The organism is Pseudorhizobium halotolerans, assembly GCF_902153235.2.
Taxonomy (GTDB): domain Bacteria; phylum Pseudomonadota; class Alphaproteobacteria; order Rhizobiales; family Rhizobiaceae; genus Neorhizobium; species Neorhizobium flavum.
Genome location: NZ_CABFWE030000016.1, coordinates 414,082 through 428,748, shown reverse-complemented (window position 1 = coordinate 428,748; position 14,667 = coordinate 414,082). Strand labels below are relative to the sequence as shown.

17 protein-coding genes and 1 pseudogene are annotated in these 14,667 nt (G+C 61.7%); 6 read left to right on the top strand and 12 right to left on the bottom strand.

The features are described 5' to 3' along the window. Positions 1–10 precede the first annotated feature (10 nt). Positions 11–496: a peroxiredoxin gene (locus FN060_RS22350; RefSeq protein WP_142590095.1), complete on the top strand. Its 486-nt coding sequence runs from the start codon at positions 11–13 to the stop codon at positions 494–496. A 48-nt stretch (positions 497–544) separates the two neighbouring features. On the opposite strand, the gene FN060_RS22345 is transcribed toward FN060_RS22350, so the two are convergent. The 11 genes from FN060_RS22345 to coxB all read right to left on the bottom strand — a co-directional run bounded on the left by FN060_RS22345 (position 545) and on the right by coxB (position 9,724). Next, positions 545–853, bottom strand: a complete 309-nt coding sequence (locus tag FN060_RS22345; protein WP_142590094.1) for a Dabb family protein — start codon at positions 851–853, stop codon at positions 545–547. 137 nt (positions 854–990) lie between these two features. After that, complete coding sequence (rnhA, locus tag FN060_RS22340) at positions 991–1,431, bottom strand: ribonuclease HI (RefSeq protein WP_052637217.1); 441 nt, start codon at positions 1,429–1,431, stop codon at positions 991–993. Next, the gene (locus FN060_RS22335; protein ID WP_077548099.1) at positions 1,431–2,405 is read right to left on the bottom strand and encodes a homoserine kinase; all 975 of its coding nucleotides are present in this window, start codon (positions 2,403–2,405) and stop codon (positions 1,431–1,433) included. The genes rnhA and FN060_RS22335 overlap by 1 nt, the downstream gene beginning before the upstream one ends. An 82-nt stretch (positions 2,406–2,487) precedes the next feature. After that, the gene (gene ispH, locus FN060_RS22330) at positions 2,488–3,504 is read right to left on the bottom strand and encodes a 4-hydroxy-3-methylbut-2-enyl diphosphate reductase (protein ID WP_142590093.1); all 1,017 of its coding nucleotides are present in this window, start codon (positions 3,502–3,504) and stop codon (positions 2,488–2,490) included. Positions 3,505–3,579: 75 nt separating this feature from the next. Beyond that, on the bottom strand, positions 3,580–4,341 hold the full coding sequence (locus tag FN060_RS22325; RefSeq protein WP_077548101.1) for an SURF1 family protein: 762 nt from the start codon (positions 4,339–4,341) through the stop codon (positions 3,580–3,582). An 87-nt stretch (positions 4,342–4,428) separates the two neighbouring features. After that, positions 4,429–5,304 (bottom strand): cytochrome c oxidase subunit 3, encoded by an 876-nt coding sequence (locus tag FN060_RS22320; RefSeq protein WP_077548102.1) that lies wholly within the window; start codon positions 5,302–5,304, stop codon positions 4,429–4,431. Between the two features lie 50 nt (positions 5,305–5,354). Continuing rightward, a complete protein-coding gene (locus tag FN060_RS22315; RefSeq protein ID WP_077548103.1) occupies positions 5,355–5,957 on the bottom strand; it encodes a cytochrome c oxidase assembly protein in 603 nt (200 codons plus the stop codon). A gap of 10 nt (positions 5,958–5,967) precedes the next feature. Continuing rightward, on the bottom strand, positions 5,968–6,108 hold the full coding sequence (locus FN060_RS22310; RefSeq protein WP_172977787.1) for a hypothetical protein: 141 nt from the start codon (positions 6,106–6,108) through the stop codon (positions 5,968–5,970). Continuing rightward, positions 6,105–7,058, bottom strand: a complete 954-nt coding sequence (locus FN060_RS22305; RefSeq protein WP_142590092.1) for a heme o synthase — start codon at positions 7,056–7,058, stop codon at positions 6,105–6,107. Before FN060_RS22305 ends, FN060_RS22310 begins: the two co-directional genes overlap by 4 nt. Positions 7,059–7,126: 68 nt before the next feature. Then, on the bottom strand, positions 7,127–8,821 hold the full coding sequence (gene ctaD / locus FN060_RS22300; RefSeq protein WP_142590091.1) for a cytochrome c oxidase subunit I: 1,695 nt from the start codon (positions 8,819–8,821) through the stop codon (positions 7,127–7,129). A gap of 15 nt (positions 8,822–8,836) precedes the next feature. Next, positions 8,837–9,724: a cytochrome c oxidase subunit II gene (gene coxB, locus FN060_RS22295; RefSeq protein ID WP_183949845.1), complete on the bottom strand. Its 888-nt coding sequence runs from the start codon at positions 9,722–9,724 to the stop codon at positions 8,837–8,839. Positions 9,725–10,030: 306 nt separating this feature from the next. Between coxB and FN060_RS22290 the strand changes: the two genes are divergently transcribed. From FN060_RS22290 to FN060_RS22280, 4 genes and pseudogenes are all read left to right on the top strand, one after another. After that, the gene (locus FN060_RS22290; RefSeq protein WP_142590089.1) at positions 10,031–10,615 is read left to right on the top strand and encodes an invasion associated locus B family protein; all 585 of its coding nucleotides are present in this window, start codon (positions 10,031–10,033) and stop codon (positions 10,613–10,615) included. Positions 10,616–10,694: 79 nt separating this feature from the next. After that, positions 10,695–12,110: a metalloprotease TldD gene (gene tldD / locus FN060_RS22285; protein ID WP_142590088.1), complete on the top strand. Its 1,416-nt coding sequence runs from the start codon at positions 10,695–10,697 to the stop codon at positions 12,108–12,110. A 4-nt stretch (positions 12,111–12,114) separates the two neighbouring features. After that, positions 12,115–12,240 (top strand): annotated as a pseudogene (locus tag FN060_RS23485) (bleomycin resistance protein); the annotation flags it as partial. A gap of 63 nt (positions 12,241–12,303) precedes the next feature. Continuing rightward, positions 12,304–13,356 (top strand): polysaccharide deacetylase family protein, encoded by a 1,053-nt coding sequence (locus FN060_RS22280; protein ID WP_142590087.1) that lies wholly within the window; start codon positions 12,304–12,306, stop codon positions 13,354–13,356. A gap of 2 nt (positions 13,357–13,358) precedes the next feature. Here FN060_RS22280 and pdxH read toward each other — a convergent pair whose 3' ends face one another. Next, complete coding sequence (pdxH, locus tag FN060_RS22275; protein WP_142590086.1) at positions 13,359–13,979, bottom strand: pyridoxamine 5'-phosphate oxidase; 621 nt, start codon at positions 13,977–13,979, stop codon at positions 13,359–13,361. A 61-nt stretch (positions 13,980–14,040) separates the two neighbouring features. Between pdxH and FN060_RS22270 the strand changes: the two genes are divergently transcribed. Beyond that, positions 14,041–14,493, top strand: a complete 453-nt coding sequence (locus FN060_RS22270; protein WP_142590085.1) for an RT0821/Lpp0805 family surface protein — start codon at positions 14,041–14,043, stop codon at positions 14,491–14,493. Positions 14,494–14,667: the final 174 nt, after the last annotated feature.

The window sequence follows — 14,667 nt, the reverse complement described above, 5'->3', positions numbered from 1 at the left end:
GGAGACTCCCATGACCATTGCCATCGGCGACAAGCTGCCTTCCGCAACCTTCAAGGAAAAGACGGCCGACGGCCCCGTGGAAATCACGACGGAGCAGTTGTTCAAGGGCAAGCGCGTCGTCCTCTTTGCTGTGCCCGGCGCCTTTACGCCTACCTGCTCGCTCAATCACCTGCCCGGCTATCTCGAAAATCGCGACACCATCCTGTCGCGCGGCGTCGATGATATCGCCGTCGTTGCGGTCAACGACTGGCATGTGATGGGTGCCTGGGCACAATCATCGGGCGGGATGGGCAAGATCCACTACCTGTCCGACTGGGACGGCGCTTTTACCAAGGCGCTCGGCCTCGATGTGGATCTATCTGCCGGCGGCCTCGGTGTTCGCTCGAAGCGTTACTCCATGCTGGTCGAGGACGGAGTCGTAAAGTCCCTCAATGTCGAAGATTCCCCCGGCCAGGCCACCGTGTCGGGCGCCGCGGCGATGATCGAGCAGTTGTAACGCTCTCGACCATCCCATTGTAAAAGGGAGCCGAACGGCTTCCTTTTTTCATACGTCCATGTCGAAGACCATGAGGCCGGCAAGTCCTCCATCCGTCAGCGAGACGATACGGTCACCGACGGCGACGTGGTCCGGATGCACCAGATAGGCATCCCTGGACTCGGCGTCCTCGAAGCGGACGATGAACCCGTCGCGGAAACCGCTGTTCAATCCTTCGGGCGAGACGTTCGGCCCGTGTTTCACATCGATCATCCCGGGTACTGCGCCAACGAGCGCGCTGATGGAGTCGTAGATCTCCTGCTTCTCCTGCGCCTGGACGGCCGACTTGAATCTCAGAAATACACAATGAAGGATCATTCCAACCTCCCGATGGTCCGGTGGAGCACAATAGGTATCGCCGAGCGTGGGGCAACCCCGCAACTCGGCTATGGATCGAGACTGTTTCGCTCCGGATGAAGCCTGCGGGGTGAGTGCAGGAGAGCGGTAGAACTTGGTCAGCGTTTCTTGAAAGGCGCCATGCCGAGCCGCGCCAGTTCGTCGGCGCGCTCGTTTTCCGGATGTCCGGCATGGCCCTTGATCCAGTGCAGCGTCACCTTGTGCTTGTTGCGCGCCTCTTCCAGCTGCTGCCAAAGCTCAGCATTCTTGACCGGCTTCTTGTCGGCGGTCTTCCAGCCGTTCTTCTTCCAGCCGAAGATCCACTTCGAGATGCCGTCCTTCACGTAGGCGCTGTCGGTATAGAGATCCACCTCGCAGGGGGTCTTGAGAGCATTGAGCGCCTGGATGGCGGCCATCAGTTCCATGCGGTTGTTGGTCGTCTGCGCCTCGCCGCCGGACATCTCCTTCTCCGTCTCGCCATAGCGGAGGATCGCGCCCCATCCACCGGGGCCGGGATTGCCGGAGCATGCCCCGTCCGTGAATATCTCGACGTGCTTCATCAGACCGCTTCCGCCGGCAGGCCATACTCGACGCTCGAGGCAATCGACCGATGGAAGCGCAACTTCCTCAGGTATTCGAGCGGATCCTTTTTCACGACAAGCGCTCCTTCCGGTGTGGTCAGCCAGTCATAAAGCCTGGTCAGGAAGAAGCGCAGGGCGGATCCCCGGCAGAGGACGGGTAGCGCGTCCCTCTCCGGCTCGGCAAGCGGGCGAACCGCGTCATAGCCTTCCAGGAGCGCCATACCCTTCGTGAGATTGTAGGAGCCGTCCTTCTCGAAGCACCAGGCATTCAGGCAGATGGCGACGTCATAGGCGAGCATATCGTTGCAGGCGAAGTAGAAATCGATCAGGCCGGACAACTGGTCTCCGAGGAAGAAGACATTGTCCTGAAAGAGATCTGCATGGATGACACCGAACGGCAGGTCGCGGGGCCAGCATGAATCGAGATAGGCGAGTTCTGACCCGATCTCCTCCTCCAGTCCCGCCTCGACTTCGTCGGCACGGTCGGCGGATTTCTCCCAGAGGGTCTTCCAGCCCTCCAGCGACAGGGCGTTGGGGCGTGTGAGCTGGAACCCCTCCCCGGCAAGATGCATCTGCGCCAGGGCGCGGCCGACTTCGCGGCAATGCTTCGCCTCCGGCTTCCTCAGCCACATGCCCTCAAGGAAGGAGATCAACGCCGCCGGTCGTCCTGAAAGCTCTCCGAGCAATGCACCATCGCGGCGCGGCAGAGGCAGCGGACAGGAGAGACCGCGATCAGCCAGATGCTGCATCAGGCCGAGGAAGAAGGGCAGATCCGCCCTCTCCACCCGTTTCTCATAGAGGGTCAGGATGAGCGGCTCACGGGTGGTGTGCAGCAGGAAGTTCGAATTCTCGACGCCCTCGGCGATGCCCTTGTAGGAGGTAAGCTCACCGACGTCGTACTGGGTCAGGAAGTCTCTGAGGTCGTCTTCGGTGATATCTGTATAAACGGCCAAGGCTGTGTCTCGCAATGAACGGCGCGAGGCGCTGAGGCGCCTCGGGAATCGGCGCTACACTATCGCGCCAGCGGCCGAAAAGTCACCCGTTGACGAAGGCCATGTCCTCTCGCGTGAGAGGCACGCCGCGCAACTCGCGATTGACGAGAAAGTTCTCCGTTTCCTCGGCGGTGATGGCTAGTTCGACGGTCGCGTCATAGCGGGCACGGAAGGCCTCGATGATCTCATCCACGATGACTTCCGGAGCAGACGCGCCGGCCGATATGCCGAGAGTGGAGATCGGACCGATTTCGTCCCAATCCAGTTCCGAGGCGCGCTGCACCAGTAGCGAGCGTTGGGCGCCCGCCCTCAGTGCCACCTCGACAAGGCGCTTGGAGTTGGAGGAGTTGGGGGCGCCGACGACGATGAAGAGGTCACACCCGGGCGCTGCTTCCTTGACGGCATCCTGGCGATTGGTAGTGGCATAGCAGATGGAATCGGCAGCCGGAGCCTGCAGACTGGGAAACCTCTCCTGCAGCTTGGCGATCACGCCGGCGGTATCGTCGACGGAAAGCGTCGTCTGCGTCACAAAGCCGAGATTGTCCGGATCTTCCGGCAGATAGACTTCGGCATCCTCCACGGTCTCGACCAGGGAAACGCTGCCTTCCGGAAGCTGCCCCATGGTGCCGATCACCTCTGGATGGCCCGCATGGCCGATCAGGATGACGTGCCGCCCGAGGCGCTGGTGGCGCATGGCCTGCTTGTGGACCTTGGATACGAGGGGGCAGGTAGCATCCAGATAGAAGAGGTTTCGGGCCTGCGCATCGGCCGGTACCGACTTCGGGACCCCGTGCGCGGAGAATACCACCGGCTGGTTGCGATGCTCCGGCGGTATTTCGTCAAGCTCCTCGACGAAGACCGCGCCCTTGGCTTCGAGCCCTTCGACCACATAGCGGTTGTGGACGATCTCGTGCCGGACATAGACCGGCGCTCCATAGGCCTTGAGTGCGAGGACAACGATCTGGATGGCGCGATCGACGCCGGCGCAGAACCCGCGAGGGCCGCAGAGACGGATTGTCAGAGGCGGCTTGGCCAAGTGTTGTTCGGTATGGATGTTCATGCGACCCGCTGGCTGGGAACTGGATGTTGCCGTTCATATAGGCGAGCCCTTCTCCGACCGCCAACCAAAACTTCGTCAGGTGTCGTTCAAGCCCCGGCGGCGGCGCCACCAGACACCCGCAACAACCGCGACCAGCGCCGCTGCCAGTCCGTACCAGGTCACCACATATTGCAGGTGATTATTGGGCAGCGAGAACTGCGTCACGCCTCCCTGCGGCCACCCACCGGGATTTGTCACGGACTCATCGGCATCCATGAACAAGGGGAGGACCTCCCGTCGGTCCAGACCGGTTGACGAGGCCATCCCTTCGAGATCCTTCCAGTAGAAGAGGTTCTTGGCAATGTCGTTATCGGGAACGATGGCCGAAGGCTTCTCCAGCAGCTCGGAGCGGGCGTAACCGCTCACCGTCACCTCTCCTTCAACCTGGCCCTGCGGGCGCAGAGCTGGATCTTTCAGATCATACGGCACGAAGCCGCGGTTGACGAAGAGCCTTCGGCCATCCGCGACTGTCAGCGGTGTGTAGATGTAGAAGCCGGTACGTCCTTCATGGGTAGCGAAGAAGTGCCGTTCCCGGTCGTGATCGAAAACGCCCCTCGCCGTCATGGCGCGGTATTCGATAGCCTCGCCCCGGGCCAGCAGCGCCTCGATCTCCGTGACATCCAACGGCGGCGCTGCGTGACGCTCCGCAATGTCTGCGAGCAACTGCTCCTTCCAGACCAGACGCTGCGCCTGCCACGTGCCGAGTGAGAGAAGGATGGCAAGAGCGAGCAGAACGAGGATCGACGTCACGACCGACCTGAGCCGGCTCGTTGGGTGGGGTTTCGTGTTGTGGTTCATCCGTTCATGCCGCTCGTCAGTCCTCGAAAGCAGAAGGGCGGCTTGCGCCGCCCCCTCGAAACTATGTGGTCTTCTGGACCCGCCCGATCAATGGGCGAGCGGAGCACCCCAACCACCCCAGATGTAGATGGAGAAGAAGAGGAACAGCCACACCACGTCGACGAAGTGCCAGTACCATGCCGCAGCCTCGAACCCGAAGTGCTGCTGCGGGGTGAACCCGCCACGCATGGCACGGATGAGGCAGACGATCAGGAAGATCGTACCGATCAGGACGTGGAAGCCGTGGAAGCCAGTCGCCATGAAGAAGGTCGCGCCATAGATCGAATTGGAGAACTCGAACGGAGCGGTTGCGTATTCGTAGGCCTGCACGAAGGAGAACAACAGGCCAAGCGCGACAGTGAGTGCGAGCCCGTTCACGAGCCCTTTGCGGTCATTGTGCAGCAGGGCGTGGTGGGCCCAGGTCACGCAGGTACCGGAGAGAAGCAGGATGACGGTGTTGTAGAGCGGCAGGTGCCACGGGTCGAGAACCTCGACGCCGGCCGGCGGCCACTGTCCACCCGTAAACTCCACGCGCGAAGCCTGGATCGCCTCGTTGGCGAAAAGGCTCGCATCGAAGAAGGCCCAGAACCACGCCACGAAGAACATGACTTCGGAGGCGATGAACATGATCATGCCGTAGCGGAGATGCAGGGAAACGACCCGCGTATGGTTGCCCTCGCGGCCTTCCTTGATGGTGTCGCTCCACCAGCCCACCATGGTGTAGAGAATGATAGCGAGGCCAATGTAGAACAGCCACGGCGACGCCCAGTTGATGCCGAGCATGTTGAACTCGCCACCGTTCAGGTAGCGCATGTAGCCGACACCGCCAAAGGTGATGATAAAGGCGCCGATGGACGCGATAAGCGGCCAGGGGCTCGGGTCGATGATGTGGTAGTCGTGATGTTTCTGATGCGCGTCGGCCATGTCAGAATCCCCGGATCATTGCATGCTCGCCGGAAAACCGGCGAATCCTCTCAAAGTTGCCCATTGACCGGCTTACCCTTTTCCTGAACCGCCGCAACAGGCTTGGACGGCTGCGAGGGGTAGAAGGTGTAAGACAGCGTGATCGTCTTGATGTTCTTTGTTTCCTCGGCCTTGGTGATCTCCGGATCAACGAAGAACACCACCGGCATTTCCAGGCTCTCGCCCGGCTGGAGCGTCGTCTCCGTGAAGCAGAAGCACTCGACCTTGTTGAAGTAGGCCCCCGCCTCCATGGGCGTGACGTTGAAGACCGCGGTACCGGTGGTGCGTTCGCTCGACCTGTTCGTCGCGGTAAATGTCACCTGCACGGTCTCGCCGATCTTCGGCTCGATGCGCTTCGCCGCCTTGAAATCCCAGTTCAGGCCGTTCGACGTGTTGGCGTCGAAGGTTACAGGGAGCGTTTGATCCAGAATGACGTCGGAATACTGCTCCGCCCGCTGGGTCGTGCCATTGTAACCGGTCACCTGGCAGAACAGCTGGTAGAGGGGCACCGCCGCATAGGCCATGCCGATCATGCCGCCGACGAAGACGAAGCACATCGCCATGATCGTGCCGTTGCCGACCCGTCTGTCCTGTGATGCCTTAACCTGCGTCATGTTCCACTCCTCAACCGCCGATGCCGCCGATCTTCACGATGGTGATGACATAGAAGAGCCCGACGAGCCCCGCGAGGAGCAGCCCGAGCGCAACATTGCGGTTGCGCCGCGACTTCTTCTGCTTGTCGGTCACCTTTACGGTCTCGATCATTGTATGCCTCCCGCCAGATTGGCCAGCCCGGCCGCGAAATAGTCGGCAAGCAGGGCGGAGAAGATCGCGAAGAGGTAGAAGACCGAATAGGCAAACATCTTCTTTGCCGCGATCATCTTCTGGTCGCCATCCGGCATGCGCCAGACGGCGATGGAACAGTAGATGAAGACAGCGCCAAGCACCGCCGCGAACAGGCCATAGCCGAGGCTCGCCAACCCCGTGAGATAGGGCGCGACGGCGATGGCCGCAGTCAGGACGGCATAGACGACGATCTGGTTCTTCGTGGAGCGCTCACCGGCGACGTTTGGCATCATGGGAATGCCGACCGAGCCGTAGTCGCGCATCTTGAAGAGCGCCAGCGCCCAGAAATGCGCGGGCGTCCACAGGAAGATGATGAGGAAGAGCAGGATGCTGTCGAGCGAGACGCTGCCGGTGACGCAGGCCCAGCCGATCATCGGCGGAAATGCACCGGAGGCACCGCCGATGACGATGTTCTGCGGCGTCGAGCGCTTCAGCCACATCGTATAGACGACGGCATAGAAGAAGATCGTAAAGGCCAGCAGAGAGGCAGCGGCCCAGTTCACGGCGAGCCCAAGGATCGCTACGGAAAAGACGGAGAGCGTGAGGCCGAAGGCCAGCGCCTCGCGCGGCTCGATCCGTCCGGACGGGATCGGGCGCTTCGCCGTACGCGACATGACGGCATCGATATCGGCGTCATACCACATGTTCAGGGCCCCGGATGCGCCGGCGCCGACGGCGATGCACAGGATGGAGATCGCAGCCAGGACTGGGTTGATGCTACCCGGCGCCACGACCAGCCCTACGAGCGCGGTAAAGACCACAAGCGACATCACCCGCGGCTTCAGGAGCTCGAAGAAATCGCGCGCACTGGCTTCAGAAAGGCTGATGCCTCTCTCGTCGCCAACTGCATCGTGATCGATTACCGTCATCATCTTGTCCGTTCTGTTATTGCTCAGGGCACCGCCGGGAGCGGTGCCCTGTTCTATTCAGGCCTGGATCAGCGGACCTTCGGCAGCTGTTCCCACTGGTGGTACGGCGGCGGCGAAGAGAGCTGCCACTCGAGCGTGCTGGCGCCCTCGCCCCACGGGTTGTCACCGGCGACGCGCTTCTTCGCGAAGGCTTCCCATACCATGTAGAGGAAGATGATGACGCCGAGGAAGGAGATGTACGAGCCGATCGAGGACACCCAGTTCCAGCCTGCGTAGGCATCCGGGTAGTCGATGTAGCGGCGCGGCATGCCTGCCAGACCCAGGAAGTGCTGCGGGAAGAACACCAGGTTCACGCCGATGAACATGACCCAGAAGTGAAGGTTGCCCAGCATTTCGGAGTACATGTAGCCGGACATCTTCGGGAACCAGTAGTACCAGGCCGCGAAGATGGCGAAGACGGCGCCGAGCGACAGGACGTAGTGGAAGTGTGCAACCACGTAGTACGTGTCGTGCATCGAGCGGTCGAGGCCGGCATTGGCGAGCTGGACGCCCGTCACGCCGCCGACGGTGAACAGGAAGATGAACCCGATCGCCCAGATCATCGGCGTGCGGAAGGTGAGCGAGCCGCCCCACATTGTCGCGATCCATGAGAAGATCTTGATCCCCGTCGGGATGGCGATGACCATCGTGGCGAAGACGAAGTAGCGCTGCGCATCGAGCGACAGGCCGACCGTATACATGTGGTGAGCCCAGACAATAAAGCCGACGGCACCGATAGCGACCATGGCATAGGCCATGCCGAGATAACCGAAGACCGGCTTGCGCGAGAAGGTCGACACGATGTGGCTGATGATGCCGAAGCCCGGCAGGATCAGAATGTAGACTTCCGGGTGACCGAAGAACCAGAAGAGGTGCTGGTAGAGGATCGGGTCACCGCCGCCTTCCGGTGCGAAGAAGGTGGTGCCGAAGTTACGGTCGGTCAGCAGCATGGTGATGCCGCCTGCGAGAACCGGAAGCGAGAGCAGCAGCAGGAATGCGGTGACCAGCACCGACCATGCGAAGAGCGGCATCTTGTGGATGGTCATGCCTGGAGCGCGCATGTTCAGGATCGTGGTGATGAAGTTGATCGCACCGAGAATGGAGGACGCGCCCGAAACGTGTAGCGCGAAGATCGCCAGGTCGATGGCAGGGCCCGGATGGCCAGCCGTCGCCAGCGGCGGATAGAGCGTCCAGCCGCCACCTGCACCGTAGGCACCGGCAGGCCCCTCAACGAAGAGCGACAGCATCAGCAGCAGGAAAGCCGGCGGCAACAGCCAGAAGGAAATGTTGTTGAGGCGCGGGAAGGCCATGTCCGGAGCGCCGATCATGATCGGAATCATCCAGTTGGCGAAGCCGCCGATCAGCGCCGGCATGACCATGAAGAAGATCATGACAAGAGCATGCGCAGTGGTGAACACATTATACATGTGCTTGCCGCCGTCGATGGCAGCGTCACCCTCGAAGCCGTAGACCATGGCCGCGAGGCCGTGGAAGATCTGGATACCGGGCTCCTGGAGCTCCATGCGCATCGCGACGGACATGAGGCCACCGATGATGCCCGCGATGATCGCGAAGATCAGGTAGAGCGTGCCGATGTCCTTGTGGTTGGTCGAAAGGAACCAGCGGGCGAAGAAGCCCGGCTTATGGTCATGATGCCCGTGCGCATCGTCGTGCGAGGCAGTGCGGGCGTGAGCGTGATCGTCGTGAGCGGTTGGTCCAGCCATTGTCCTCACTCCTCGTTACTTGGATTCGGTTGCCGCAAGGCGAACGGCATCATCCGACTCGTCAACTGCAGCCATCAGGGCGCGATTGGCGCCGGCCAGGTCTGACTGAGCGGCCGCGAGCCAGGTTTTGTACTGCTCTTCGGAGACGACGCGGATCGCGATCGGCATAAAGGCGTGGTCCTTGCCGCAGAGCTCGGAGCACTGGCCATAATACATGCCTTCCCGCTCCGCCTTGAACCATGTCTCGTTGAGACGGCCCGGCACGGCGTCGATCTTCAGGCCGAAGGCAGGCATGGCGAATGCGTGGATGACGTCGGTCGGCGCTGCCGTTACCAGCAGGCGAACAGTCTTGTTCACCGGCACGACCATTTCGTTGTCGACGGCGAGCAGGCGCGGATAGGCGGCGAGATCTTCCTTGCCGGCCGCGGCACGGTCTTCGTCCCTGAGGATATAGGAATCGAAGGCGAGCGGAGTTTCGCCACCCTCGTATTCATAGCTCCACAGCCACTGGGTGCCGGTTGCCTTGACCGTCAGATCCGGGTTGGTCGGGATCGTCAGCTGCGCGTTTAGGAGATTGAAGGAAGGAATCGCAATGAGGAAGAGAACGAGAACCGGCCCGATGGTCCAGATGATTTCGATCATCGTGTTGTGGCTCGTGCGCGACGGCACCGGATTGGCGCTGGCGCGGAACTTCATGACGACGACGACCAGAAGGATCAGAACAAGGAAGGTAATCGGGACAATGAACCACAGTGTGTAGTTATTGAACCACTTGATTTCCTGCATGATCGGGGTGGCGGGGGCCTGCAGGTCAACCTGCCACGGCGTGGGCTGATCGGCGAAACCGGCAGAAGCAAAGAGCAGACAGATGAGCGCCGTCATCACCGCAAAAGCTCTGTTCATCACTAATTCTCCTCAGGCGTTTGATCTGGATCAACCTCAAACGCAGAATCCAGGCTATGTGACCTGCTTCAATCACAGTTTGACGGTCGCCGCAATATCTGGCGGGAAAACGCCGTGCGGCATTTTTGCGCTTCGTCAAATGCCAAGAGTCTCACGGGTTTTGGCACAAAATCCGGGTGCGCCACCTCCCTCCCTCGGGACACCAGTCCCATTTTCGCCTCACTCGATTGGGAAGAGGTCGGGGCTTTTCATTTCGCGCCTGCAACGCCAAGAATAGCCGCACCGATTCGCTGTCCAGAGGGTTTTATGGGTCGCTCCTCGATCATTGCCGCTTGTCTCGTTGCTGTCCTTGCCGGCTCGACGCTTTCCGCGCAGGCACAGCAACCTGCTGCACCGGCGCCCGGCACGGAGGCTGCGCCTTCCCCCGAGGATCGCGTACCGACGCCATCGGGGCAGCAGCCCGGCGCAGTGCGCTCCAACCACGGCGCATGGTCGATCATTTGCGACCAGCCTGCGGGTGCCTCGTCGGAGCAGTGTGCGCTAATGCAGAACGTCATCGCCGATGACCGACCGGAAGTCGGCCTTTCGGTGGTTGTGCTGAAGACTGCCGACGGCAAGGCGAAGATCCTTCGCATCCTCGCGCCGCTCGGCGTCCTGCTCAAGGACGGCATGGAACTCTTCGTCGACAACAACAATATCGGTCGCGCCTACTTCACCCGCTGCTTCTCCGAGGGATGCTATGTGGAGGTGGAGATCGACGACGAGCTGATGCGCATTCTGCGGGCCGGCAAGAACGCCGTTTTCGCGTTGCGGGAATCGGTCGACCAGGACCGCGTCGGCATTCCGATCGAGCTGACCGGCTTCGCCGCCGGCTACGACGCCCTGCCCTGATCCTTGCTTCGGCCGGTAGCCGGACCTACATCGGTTTCACACGCTTCCCGTCATCGGGGAGCAAGGGAGCTTTTTACTGATGAACACCGACCTCTTGAGCCTTTTCGACTGCGACGAGGCAAGGCTGCGCCGCATTCTCTCTGAAACCCTTTCGGCTGCCGATGACGGCGAGCTGTTCGTGGAACATGCCCAGGCGGAATCGCTCACATTCGACAACGGCCGGCTGAAAGGCGGGAGCTTCAACACCGACCAGGGCTTCGGACTTCGTGCCGTTGCGGGGGAATCGGTTGGCTATGCGCATGCGGGCGAACTGTCAGCGGCGGCCCTATCACGCGCAGCCGATGCGGTGCGGGCAGTCACGGCCGGCTATGCCGGCTCCTATGCCGCGGCACCGCAGCGGACCAACAAGAAATACTATGGCGACGAGAACCCCATCGGCCAGCCGAGCTTCGAGGAGAAGGTGAAGCTCCTGACGGAGATCGACACCTATCTGAGGGGCAAGGATCCTAAGGTGCGGCAGGTGACCGCCACGGCTTCCGCCAGCTGGCAGGTGGTCGACATCCTGCGCGCCGACGGCCACCGGGTGCAGGACATCCGGCCGATGACGCGGGTGAACATTTCCGTCGTGGTGGGTGATGGCGACCGGCAGGAATCGGGCTCCTTCGGCACCGGCGGTCGCATGGGCTTCGGCGATTTCGTCGCCAGCGGCAACTGGAAGACGGGTGCCGACGAGGCGCTCCGGCAGGCGCTGGTCAATCTTGAAGCCATCGAGGCACCTGCAGGCACCATGGATGTCGTGCTTGGCAACGGTTGGCCGGGCGTGATGCTGCACGAGGCCGTTGGCCATGGACTTGAAGGCGACTTCAACCGAAAGAAAACCTCCGCCTTCGCCGGTCTGCTCGGCGAAATGGTCGCCGCGCCCGGCGTGACCGTCGTCGACGACGGCACGATCGACAATCGCCGCGGCTCCATCACCATCGACGACGAAGGGACCCCCTCCGGCTACAACGTCCTGATCGAGAACGGCAAGCTCGTCGGCTACATGCAGGACCGGCAGAATGCCCGGTTGATGGGTATGACGCCGACCGGCAACGGGCGCCGCCAGGGTTATGCGCATGTGCCCATGCCGCGCATGACCAACACCTACATGCTGGGCGGGGACAAGACGCCGGAAGAGATCATCGCCTCCGTCAAGAAGGGTATCTATGCGGTCTCCTTCGGCGGCGGGCAGGTGGACATCACCTCCGGCAAGTTCGTCTTCGGGTGCACCGAGGCCTACATGATCGAGAACGGCAGGATCGGCCCGGCCATCAAGGGCGCCATGCTGATCGGCAACGGGCCAGAGGCCATGAAGCGCGTTTCGATGGTCGGCAACGATAGCAAGCTCGACACCGGCATCGGCAATTGCGGCAAGGCGGGGCAATGGGTACCCGTGGGCGTCGGCCAGCCGCATCTCCGCATGGACCAGGTCACGGTCGGCGGCACGCGGACTTAGAGCGTTGGCGGCAAACGCCCTGGTTCCGGAACTCGCCGTCTCGGATTGGCGAACGAGCCGCGCCTTCTACTCAGACGTGATCGGCTTTTCGGTCCGATACGAGCGGCCGATGCCCGATAACGGGTTCAGTAACGATTAAGACAATCCCGTCTAACTTCTCCGGCAGGTGGGGCAACGGGGCGGGTCCATATCTATGAATATGCGGTTGAAGGCGCTGCTGAAGCGACGAGGCAAGCGATTGGCTATTGCCGGCGCACTCGAGGCAGCGGCGCTGCTCTCACGGGCCGGAGCCATCGGGCGGGCCAGGGGCCGTGGTGCAATTTTCACGCTGCACCACGTCCGCCCGGCAGACGCCTCGTCCTTTGCCGCCAACAGGCATCTGGAAGTCACCCCCGAATTCCTCGATCAGGCGATCGCGCAGCTCCGAGAGGATGGGTATGACTTCATTCCGCTGGATGAGGTTCCTGCGCGGCTGCGGTCGCCTGGCACACAGCCGTTCGCAGTCTTTACGCTGGACGACGGCTATCGCAACAATGCGGAGCACGCATTGCCGGTCTTCGAGCGGCATGGCGTTCCCTTCACGATTTTCTTCACCCGCGGCTTTTGCGAGCGCACCCATACGCTCTGGTGGGAGACGCTCGGACGTCTTCTCACTTGCAACGACACACTTCGGTTTGATTTCGGCCAAGGCGAAGAGAGCCTCAACCTTTCCACGGAGCCGCAGAAACTGCAGGCGTTCGATCGCTTCGCACGCTTCGTCGAGACCGAGCCCGAGGACGTCGCGGTTGCCCGGATCGATGGGCTTGCGCGCGAGCATGGGATCGATCCGTTGAAGATCACCGGTGATCTCGTCATGAGTTGCGACGAACTTCGACAGATCGCGTCGCATCCCCTAGCGTCCCCGGGCGCCCACACACTCAGCCATCGCAACGTCGCCCGGCTTCCGACGGCCGAGGCGGGCCGCGAGCTGGAGCAATCGGCGGACTGGCTCGAGACGCTCGCGGGCAAGCGCCCCCGTGCCTTCGCCTATCCTTATGGATTTCCAGCTGCCGTGACTGAGCGGGACACGGAGATAGCACGGGAGGTCGGCTTCGAGGTAGCGGTCACCACGCAGCCCGGGACGATCGACGAAAGCTCAGCAGGTCGGCTGAGCGCCCTGCCCCGGATTTCCCTGAACGGGCACTTCCAGCGTCCCCGCTACGTTTCGGCGCTGGCTTCCGGCATCCCCTTCAAGCTGATGCGTTAGGATCAGGGATACATCCTGACCTTTTCCCAAGCGCCTTCGGGAGAGGGACGCCGGAATTCGATCCGGTCATGCAGGCGGAAGGGGCGGTCGTGCCAGAATTCGATGGAAACGGGCTTGATACGGAAGCCGGACCAGTGCGCCGGGCGCGGGATCTCCCCGATCGCATATCGCGCCGTGAACTCAGCCACGGCCTTTTCCAGCGCGAACCGACCTTCGAGAGGCCGGGACTGTTTCGACGCCCAGGCCCCGATCCGGCTGCCGCGGGGACGGGTCGCGTAGTAGGCGTCGGCCTCGGCGTCGGTCACCACCTCGACCTCGCCCCTCAGCCTCACCTGCCGACGCAGGGACTTCCAATGGAAGCACATTGCCGCCTTCCTCTGGCCAAGGATTTCCCGGCCTTTCTGGCTTTCGAAGTTGGTGTAGAAGACGAAGCCCTGCTCGTCATATCCCTTCAGCAGGACCATACGCACGTTGGGCATGCCAAGGTCGTCCACCGTGGCGAGCGCCACGGCCGTCGGATCATTCAGCTCGGATGTCTCCGCTTCCTTCAGCCATTTTCCGAACAGGGCAAAGGGCTCGTGTTCTTCGGTGAAGTCACTCGTTGTTAACCCACTCTCAGACATATTGACTAAAACACTCCCGACTGGTGAATTTGCCCGTGACTCAGCCCGGACAGGACGCAAGGTGGTACTGATAGCAAAGTCGAACAAGCGCTCAAAGTGGCTGGTCCGAACAAGTACGCATGCGTTCGCCCTGATATCGATCGCGCTTTCCTTGACCTCATGTACCAGCAGTCTCGACCTGCTCGGCAGCGCATCGAAGGTCGACCGCTCGATCTCGACGGGAACCGTGCCACGCAGCGGATCAGAAGACGTCCAGTCGGACGAGGCGACCGTCCGCAACGCCGTGACATCGGCCGATCTTGCCAAGGTCGGCGATACGCCCCTACCCTGGGCAAACACGGCCACCGGCAGCGCAGGCGTGGTATCGACCATCAAGGAAGCGCGAAATGCAGGCCGGGTCTGTCGCGACTTCAAGACCACCCGTCATTCCTACGAGGGAATAGCGATGTTCTCCGGCCAGGCATGCATGACCGGTCGGGGCGACTGGTTGCTGACTGCTTTCGATCGTCAGTAGAATTTTAACCGTCCGGCACCCTGCACGGCACGCGTAACCACTGATTCACAATTGTCCTGATAACCTTCAGTGCCGCGGAGACACCGGGAAAGGAACCGGTCGACTCCGTGAACGTTGTCGTCGTTATAACAGGCGGGGCCACGCATCGTGGGTTACGCCATTCTTTGAACCGGT